Source organism: Neisseria sp. HMSC065D04, from assembly GCF_001815675.1.
Taxonomy (GTDB): Bacteria; Pseudomonadota; Gammaproteobacteria; order Burkholderiales; family Neisseriaceae; genus Neisseria.
Genome location: NZ_KV821531.1, coordinates 1 through 7,254 on the forward strand (window position 1 = coordinate 1; position 7,254 = coordinate 7,254).

Here is a 7,254-nt window from a genome sequence, read left to right on the forward strand (position 1 = left end):
TAAAAGAGGTCGTCTGAAATTTTGGGTTTGATTCGTGGGCAAAGCCCACGCTACGGGTTTCAGACGACCTCTGCCATCTCCCTTTTACATCTCTTCCAATTTCGCAAACTTAGTATCCAGCTCTTTCACGCCCTGTTTGCCGAAGTTGATGGTCAGTCGGGCGGATTCGCCTTTGTCTACGGCATCGATGATGACGCCGGTGCCGAATTTGGCGTGGCGGACGTTTTGTCCGATGCGGAAGCCTGCGTAGGTTTGGGGCTGTTTGTAGTCGTCGATGATTTTGTCTTTGGGGGCGGCGGTTTGGCGCGGGCTGCCGTAGCTGTCGTAGGCGGTCTTTTTGACGGACAGGTGGTGCAGCACTTCGGGGGGGATTTCTTCGACGAAGCGGGAGACGATGCCGAATTGGGTTTGTCCGTGCAACATGCGTTGTTGCGCCATGGTGATGTAGAGGCGTTTGCGGGCGCGGGTGATGGCGACGTACATGAGGCGGCGTTCTTCTTCGAGGCCGCCGCGTTCGGCAAGGCTCATTTCGCTGGGGAAGCGGCCTTCTTCCATGCCGGTGAGGAAGACGGCGTTGAATTCCAAGCCTTTGGCGGCGTGGACGGTCATGAGTTGGACGGCTTTTTCGCCCGCGCCTGCTTGGTTTTCGCCGGATTCGAGGGCGGCGTTGCTTAGGAAGGCGAGGATGGGGAAGGCGGGGTCGTCTGAAATGTTGTCGGGCAGGATTTCGAAGTTGCTGTCTTCGGGTTTGAACTCGATGGCGGCGTTGACGAGTTCGTCGAGGTTGTCGAGGCGGTCTTGGTTGTCGCCTTTTTGGGTTCGGTAGTGTTCGGTCAGTCCGCTGTCTTTGAGGATGCCGACGATGATTTCGGGCAAGGGCATTTGTCCGACTTGGTTGCGCAGGGCTTCGATGAGGCGGACGAAGGCGGCGACTTTGGCGGCTTTTGCGCCGGCGTTGCAGGCTGCCTGCCAGAGGGTGATGCCTTGTTCGTTTGATGCCGTCTGAAGGTTTTCGACGGTGCGCGCGCCGATGCCGCGCGGCGGGAAGTTGATGACGCGCAAGAGGGCGTTGTCGTCGTCGGGATTGACGGCGAGGCGCAGGTAGGCGAGCGCGTGTTTGATTTCTTGGCGTTCGTAAAAGCGCAGCCCGCCGTAGATTTTGTAGGGAATGCCGCTGCGGAATAGGCTTTGTTCAATGACGCGGGATTGGGCGTTGCTGCGGTAGAGGACGGCGATTTCGTCCAAATCCCAGCCTTCGTGTTCGATGGCTTTGGTTTCGTCAACGATGAATTGGGCTTCTTCGAGGTCGGTAAAGGCGGAGTAGTAGCGGATTTTGTCGCCTGCTTCGGCGTCGGTGCGCAGGTTTTTGCCGAGGCGTTCGTCGTTGTTTTCGATAACGGCATTGGCGGCAGCGAGGATGTTGCCGACGGAGCGGTAGTTTTGTTCGAGTTTGACGGGCGCGTCGATGTGGAATTCTTCCATCAGCGCGGTCATGTTGCCGACGTTCGCGCCGCGGAAACGGTAGATGCTTTGGTCGTCGTCGCCGACAGCAAATACCGCCGCGTTGCCGCCCGCCATGAGTTTGAGCCAGGCGTATTGCAGCTTGTTGGTGTCTTGGAACTCGTCAACGAGAATGTGGTTGAAGCGGTTTTGGTAATGTTGGCGCAGGATTTCGTTGCTTTGCAGCATTTCGTAACTGCGTAGCATGAGTTCGGCAAAATCGACCACGCCTTCGCGTTGGCAGATTTTGTCGTATTCGGCGTAGCATTCGATCATGCGGCTTGTGTGCGGATCGGGCGCGCTCAACACAGAAGCGCGCAAACCGGATTCTTTTTGCGCGTTGATAAAGCCTTGCAGCGAACGCGGCGCGATGATTTCTTCGGCGATGTTGAGGCTTTTGAGCAGGCGTTTGATGAGGGAAAGCTGGTCGCCGCTGTCGAGGATTTGAAAGGAAGACGGCAGGCCGGCGTCGCGGTGGTGCAGGCGCAAAAAGCGGTGGCAGAGACCGTGGAACGTGCCGAGCCACATGGCGCGGACGTTGATGGGAATCATCGCGCCGAGTCGGGTTTGCATCTCTTTGGCGGCTTTGTTGGTAAACGTTACCGCCATAATGCTGTGTACGCTTGCCTGACCGGTTTGCAAAAGCCATGCGATGCGCGTGGTCAGCACGCGCGTTTTGCCGCTGCCCGCGCCCGCCAGCACAAGGGCGGATTGCGGCGGCCAGGTTACGGCGGAAAGTTGTTCGGGGTTTAAGCCTTGCAGCAGATTGGGGGCGGATTGGTCGGGAAACATGGGAAAAGGCCGTCTGAAAAATGGGAATACGGTATTTTAATGGAAACGGCAAAGGTCGTCTGAAAAGATGTTTCAGACGACCTTTCGATATCGAATGCTGTATATCGGGCAAAAGTTTGACAAGCCGAGGCAGCCTGCTGACGACATTGATTTAGAAATTGAAACTTTAGGACTGAAAGCGAGAAATGCGATTTTGACGGAGCAAGGTCGTCTGAAATTTATAGTGGATTAACTTTAAATCAGGACAAGGCGAAAGCCGCAGATACAGTACAGATAGTACGGAACCGATTCACTTGGTGCTTCAGCACCTTAGAGAATCGTTCTCTTTGAGCTAAGGCGAGGTAACGCCGTCCTGGTTTAAAGTTAATCCACTATATAAAACAGCGGTTTCAGACGACCCTTCTCTTCATTGCCAGCCATCCGTTTACCATCATCAGACTCAAACCCAACCAAATAAATCCATAGCTGATTAATGCCCTACTCTCCAAAGGTTCGCCCAGCCACGCAATCGAAATGATAAACAGCAAGACCGGCTCCAAATAGCTCAACATACCGAATACGGCAATGGGTAATAATTGGCTTGCTTTTAAATTCAAATGCATGGCGACCGCGCTATTGATACCCAGCAGAACGATAAAGCCGATAAGCTTGGGAGTGGACGCAATCAAATTAATGGTATCGGTTTGCGTCAGAATATAAAACAAGGCACAAGGCGCAATCACGAGCAAATCAAACGTCAGCCCTATCAATGCCGGCACGCCCAGTCTGCGGCGCACCAAATAATAGATGGGATATGTTCCGAATACCCATACCGTCGCCCATGAAAATGCGCCGGATTGTACCAACTCCCATACCACGCCCAAACATGCCGATACGACCGCTACTATTTGCAGACGGTTAAGCGTTTCCTTAAACCAAATCCTGCCGCACGCCAGCATCGCCAATGGGAACAGGAAATAGCCCATTGCCACATTCACGCCTTCACCATTGACCGGCGACCATACAAACAGCCAAAGCTGACTTGCGAAAACAGGCGTGGGCAACATAATCAAAAACCAACGTTTCCAATCCCTGCCCGTTTCACGAACAAACTGCCCTGCCGCCTTCCAGCCATCGCTCATGCCCATCAATACGCATACAGCCGCCAACATTGCAACCATACGCCAAGCGAAAACTTCCGTCCCGGTCATCGGACGCATCCAAGTTCCGTACAGAAACAGCATGGAAAACAATAAATTGGAAGCTACCGCCGCCACAAGCCCCTTTGAGAAATCCGTCATATTCAGACGACCCCGCAAAAAACTTCATTGTATCAATGTGGAATGCGAAAAGAAATTTCACATTTTCGATATTTGAAGAAATAGAAAAACTTAACGCGAATCCTGCCGTCTCAACTTACTATCTCTCAGCCGTCCGCCCTCTCTCAACCAGTCTCAAAAATGCATAGGCAATCCGATAGCTGCAACAAATAAAAAAAGCCCTGCATTGCAGGGCTTTTTGAGATTCCAAAAACGAATTAACGTTTGGAGAATTGTTTTGCGCGGCGTGCTTTGCGCAGACCTGGTTTTTTACGTTCAACTTCACGGGCATCGCGAGTCACGAAACCGGCTTGAGACAAGGCAGGTTTCAATGTAGCGTCGAAGTCGATCAGGGCGCGGGTAATGCCGTGGCGGATAGCGCCGGATTGACCGGTTTCGCCACCGCCGATAACGTTGACTTTGATGTCAAACGCTTCAGCGTTTTCAGTCAGGACCAAAGGTTGGCGAACAACCATGCGGCTGGTTTCGCGGGCGAAGAATTCGTCAACGGGACGACCGTTTACGATGATTTGGCCGGTACCTTTAGTCAGGAATACACGAGCCACTGAACTTTTGCGGCGGCCTGTGCCGTAGTAGTATTTACCGTTCATGTCGTGTCCTTATTTCAATTCCAAAACTTTGGGTTGTTGTGCAGCATGGGCGTGTTCTGCACCAGCGTACACTTTCAGTTTTTTGATCATGGCGTAACCCAATGGACCTTTAGGTAACATGCCTTTTACGGCTTGTTCCAAAGCGCGGCCCGGGAATTGCTCTTGCATTTCGCGGAAAGTACGCTCGTAGATACCGCCGGGGAAGCCGGAGTGACGGAAGTATTTTTTGTCTTCGAATTTGGCACCGGTTACACGCAGTTTGTCCGCGTTGATGACGATGATGTAGTCGCCGGTGTCAACGTGGGGGGTGTATTCAGGTTTGTGCTTGCCACGCAGACGGTGTGCGACTTCGGCTGCAACGCGACCCAGAACTTTGTCTTGGGCGTCGATAACGAACCATTCGCGCTTCACCTCGTGGGGTTTCGCTGAAAAGGTTTTCATAGTGGAAATCCAGATAGATATAGAAAGTTGTGAATTTTAAAGATGGGATTGGCTTTTGTCAATCGGATTGGGGTCGTCTGAAAGTGTTTTTTCTATGATGGCGTTTTTATGCATTGGGAAATGTTGTTTTTAGGTTGGAAAACATTGCTGATATTCCAAAATATCGGGATGTGTTTTTTGATTTTACGTTTGGTTTTTCAGACGACGTCGAAACCGATGATAAATGAAAGCCATGCCGCAATCGGGCATGGCTTGATATGGGAATCCCCGCGAGAGCCGTTTTGGCTGAATCCGCTTGAACCTTGTTGACAAGGCGGTCACCTCGGGCAGTTTCGGGTGCATCTAAGGATAGACGCTCGCGCCCACTGCAACTCCCGGCAACCTTAAGCGAACTTATTGGTTCAAAGGAATATATGCCTTCGCGGACACCGCAGGGAAAAAGAAAAATCAGTTTTGTTCCAACCGCGCCAAAGCTTTTTGGCAAGCGTTGTTCATGTCGGTTATTTTACGCTCAAATTCACCTATTGCCAAATCGTCTTTGAGTGTGATTTTAAGGAGGTCGTGGACAACGTTGAGCGCGGTCATAATGGCGATTTTATCGCTGCCGACAATGCGTCCGCTCTCTTTGATGGCGGCACTTTTTTTGTTGAGCATATCAACGGCTTGGAGCAGAGTATCTTTTTCTTCGCTCGGGGTGTTGATGGTGAAATTGACATTCATGATGTCGAGGCTGACTTGTTCGATACTCATGGCGTGTCCTTATGATTGCGTTTCTTGAGGCAGGCGGGAAATGAGCCGGCGGATTTTTTCTGCAGTCTGCTCTAATGCGCTGCGGTATTGTTCTTTTTCGGCGGTAAGGTTGTCGATTTTGCCTTGTAGGTCTTCTTTGAGTTTGCCGACTTGCACGAGCAGCGCTTCGCTCAATTCGTCAACGGCGGCTTCATGTTCGCGCTTTTGTTGTTCATGCTCGAGCTTGAGGCGGTCGATTTCTTCGTTAAGGCGGCGGTTTTCACCAACAAGGGTTTCAAATTTTTGGGCCAGCTGGTAAACGCTGACTTCCAAGGTGTCGAGTGATTGATTCATGTATAGGCTTCCGTATTGCCGCATGGTGGCAGGCGGTCAGGATATTAGGATGATGATGCAGGGATGTCAATCGCTGCCGAATGTTGAGGTCGTCTGAAACTTTTTGGCTTGATGTTTTCAGACGACCTTTGCCGTTCGGTCTTACTCAAAGCGCGCGCTGCGCTCCATGAGTCTTTCTGCCACTTGCTGCGGGGTCATTTCCTTGCGGATGAGTTGCAGCAGGGTTTGGGTAATGGGCATATCGATTTGGTATTTCACAGCGGTGTTAAACACTTCTTCGATGGTGCTGACGCCCTCGGAAACATGGCCGATTTCCACCAACACTTGATGCAGTTCTTTTCCTTCTGCCAAACCCAAACCGACACGGCGGTTGCGCGAAAGCGCGCCGGTACAGGTCAGGATAAGGTCGCCGATGCCGGCAAGCCCCATCATGGTTTTGGGCTGCGCACCCATGGCCATGGCAAGACGGGTAATTTCGGCGAGACCGCGCGTCACCAGCGCCGCACGCGCATTGAGTCCGTATTCGAGACCGTCGGAAAGTCCGGTGGCGATTGCCATAACGTTTTTGACGGCACCGCCGACAGCCACGCCGATAACGTCCGTGCTGCCGTAAAGACGCATTACGTTGGTGTTGAGTTGCGGCACCAATTCCTCAATCCACTCCTGATTTTCTGAGGCGACAACCACAGCACAAGGCAGTTGTTTGGCGAGTTCTTGGGCAAAGCTCGGACCTGACAGCACGCCGATTTTTTTGTTCTCAGGCAATACTTCTTTCAATACTTGGAAGGTCAACAGCCCTGTGTCTTGTTCAAAGCCTTTGCAGGCAGCAAGGACGGGAATATGGTCGGCATTGTGCTGTTTGAGGAGTTCCGCGCTGCTTCTCAAACCTGCGACAGAAGTTACGACAAGAATGAGCCCGCTGTCTTTGAGCGCATCACCCAAATCGGCATAAACGGTTAAGGATTCAGGGAAAGGGAAACCGGGCAGGCCGCGTTTGTTTTCACGTTCTGCCTGCAATGTACGGACTTGTTCGGGATTGCGTGTCCAAAGGGCGACTTCGTTGCCGTGGCTGGCAAAGTGCAGGGCAAGGGCTGTACCCCAAGAACCTGCGCCGATGACGGTAATTTTCATTGTGTGTCTTCCAACGGTAGATTGTCGTTTAATTTAAACCAATCGGCTTGGCAGTGCAAGCGATAGAGGCCTATCCAACATGAAAACCGCATGAAAATGCAGAAGCTATCACATATATTGCTTATTTCTATTGAAAATCCAATATTGATTTACCGCAAAGGGAAAACCACGCCCGCTGTTTATACTTCGCGGACAAAAAAGCCGGACATATCAAACGGACGCAAACAAAGCGGAATGCCATTCCCCATTTTCGCCCGCCATTCATCACGGCAATCAACGGAAACGGTGCTTACTCATAATAATATCCACTACAAAAAGGAACACGCCATGAACCACCGCAACACCCGACTGCTCCTGTCGCTTGCTGAGACCTTTGCAAAAAAGCCCTTCCCCCGACA

The 7,254-nt window shown here is 51.8% G+C and carries 7 protein-coding genes, 1 other RNA gene and 1 pseudogene; 1 reads left to right on the plus strand and 8 read right to left on the minus strand.

From position 1 onward, the window contains the following. Nucleotides 1-84: 84 nt before the first annotated feature. The 8 genes from uvrD to HMPREF3050_RS09435 all read right to left on the minus strand — a co-directional run bounded on the left by uvrD (nt 85) and on the right by HMPREF3050_RS09435 (nt 6,856). The gene (gene uvrD / locus HMPREF3050_RS09400; protein ID WP_070774618.1) at nt 85-2,292 is read right to left on the minus strand and encodes a DNA helicase II; all 2,208 of its coding nucleotides are present in this window, start codon (nt 2,290-2,292) and stop codon (nt 85-87) included. Between the two features lie 389 nt (nt 2,293-2,681). Further along, nucleotides 2,682-3,572, minus strand: a complete 891-nt coding sequence (gene rarD, locus HMPREF3050_RS09405; protein WP_070774619.1) for an EamA family transporter RarD — start codon at nt 3,570-3,572, stop codon at nt 2,682-2,684. 236 nt (nt 3,573-3,808) lie between these two features. Continuing rightward, nucleotides 3,809-4,201 carry a 30S ribosomal protein S9 gene (gene rpsI, locus HMPREF3050_RS09410; RefSeq protein WP_070774620.1) on the minus strand — a complete coding sequence of 131 codons (393 nt, stop codon included), beginning with the start codon at nt 4,199-4,201 and terminating at the stop codon, nt 3,809-3,811. 9 nt (nt 4,202-4,210) lie between these two features. Beyond that, complete coding sequence (gene rplM, locus HMPREF3050_RS09415; protein ID WP_003744049.1) at nt 4,211-4,642, minus strand: 50S ribosomal protein L13; 432 nt, start codon at nt 4,640-4,642, stop codon at nt 4,211-4,213. A gap of 260 nt (nt 4,643-4,902) precedes the next feature. Then, nucleotides 4,903-5,082, minus strand: a non-coding RNA gene (gene ssrS, locus HMPREF3050_RS09420) — 6S RNA. Between the two features lie 7 nt (nt 5,083-5,089). Next, complete coding sequence (locus HMPREF3050_RS09425; RefSeq protein WP_003744050.1) at nt 5,090-5,392, minus strand: cell division protein ZapA; 303 nt, start codon at nt 5,390-5,392, stop codon at nt 5,090-5,092. Nucleotides 5,393-5,401: 9 nt separating this feature from the next. Continuing rightward, nucleotides 5,402-5,725, minus strand: coding sequence for a hypothetical protein (locus tag HMPREF3050_RS09430; RefSeq protein WP_049231451.1), 324 nt, complete (start codon nt 5,723-5,725; stop codon nt 5,402-5,404). Nucleotides 5,726-5,866: 141 nt separating this feature from the next. Then, the gene (locus tag HMPREF3050_RS09435; protein WP_039408869.1) at nt 5,867-6,856 is read right to left on the minus strand and encodes an NAD(P)H-dependent glycerol-3-phosphate dehydrogenase; all 990 of its coding nucleotides are present in this window, start codon (nt 6,854-6,856) and stop codon (nt 5,867-5,869) included. A 90-nt stretch (nt 6,857-6,946) separates the two neighbouring features. Between HMPREF3050_RS09435 and HMPREF3050_RS14380 the strand changes: the two are divergent. Continuing rightward, a pseudogene (locus tag HMPREF3050_RS14380) lies at nt 6,947-7,254 on the plus strand (hypothetical protein); the annotation flags it as partial.

Coding starts and splice junctions, on each gene's coding strand:
- uvrD (WP_070774618.1), bottom strand. CDS start 2,292: ATGTTTCCCGACCAATCCGCCCCCAATCTGCTGCAAGGCTTAAACCCC.
- rarD (WP_070774619.1), bottom strand. CDS start 3,572: ATGACGGATTTCTCAAAGGGGCTTGTGGCGGCGGTAGCTTCCAATTTA.
- rpsI (WP_070774620.1), bottom strand. CDS start 4,201: ATGAACGGTAAATACTACTACGGCACAGGCCGCCGCAAAAGTTCAGTG.
- rplM (WP_003744049.1), bottom strand. CDS start 4,642: ATGAAAACCTTTTCAGCGAAACCCCACGAGGTGAAGCGCGAATGGTTC.
- HMPREF3050_RS09425 (WP_003744050.1), bottom strand. CDS start 5,392: ATGAGTATCGAACAAGTCAGCCTCGACATCATGAATGTCAATTTCACC.
- HMPREF3050_RS09430 (WP_049231451.1), bottom strand. CDS start 5,725: ATGAATCAATCACTCGACACCTTGGAAGTCAGCGTTTACCAGCTGGCC.
- HMPREF3050_RS09435 (WP_039408869.1), bottom strand. CDS start 6,856: ATGAAAATTACCGTCATCGGCGCAGGTTCTTGGGGTACAGCCCTTGCC.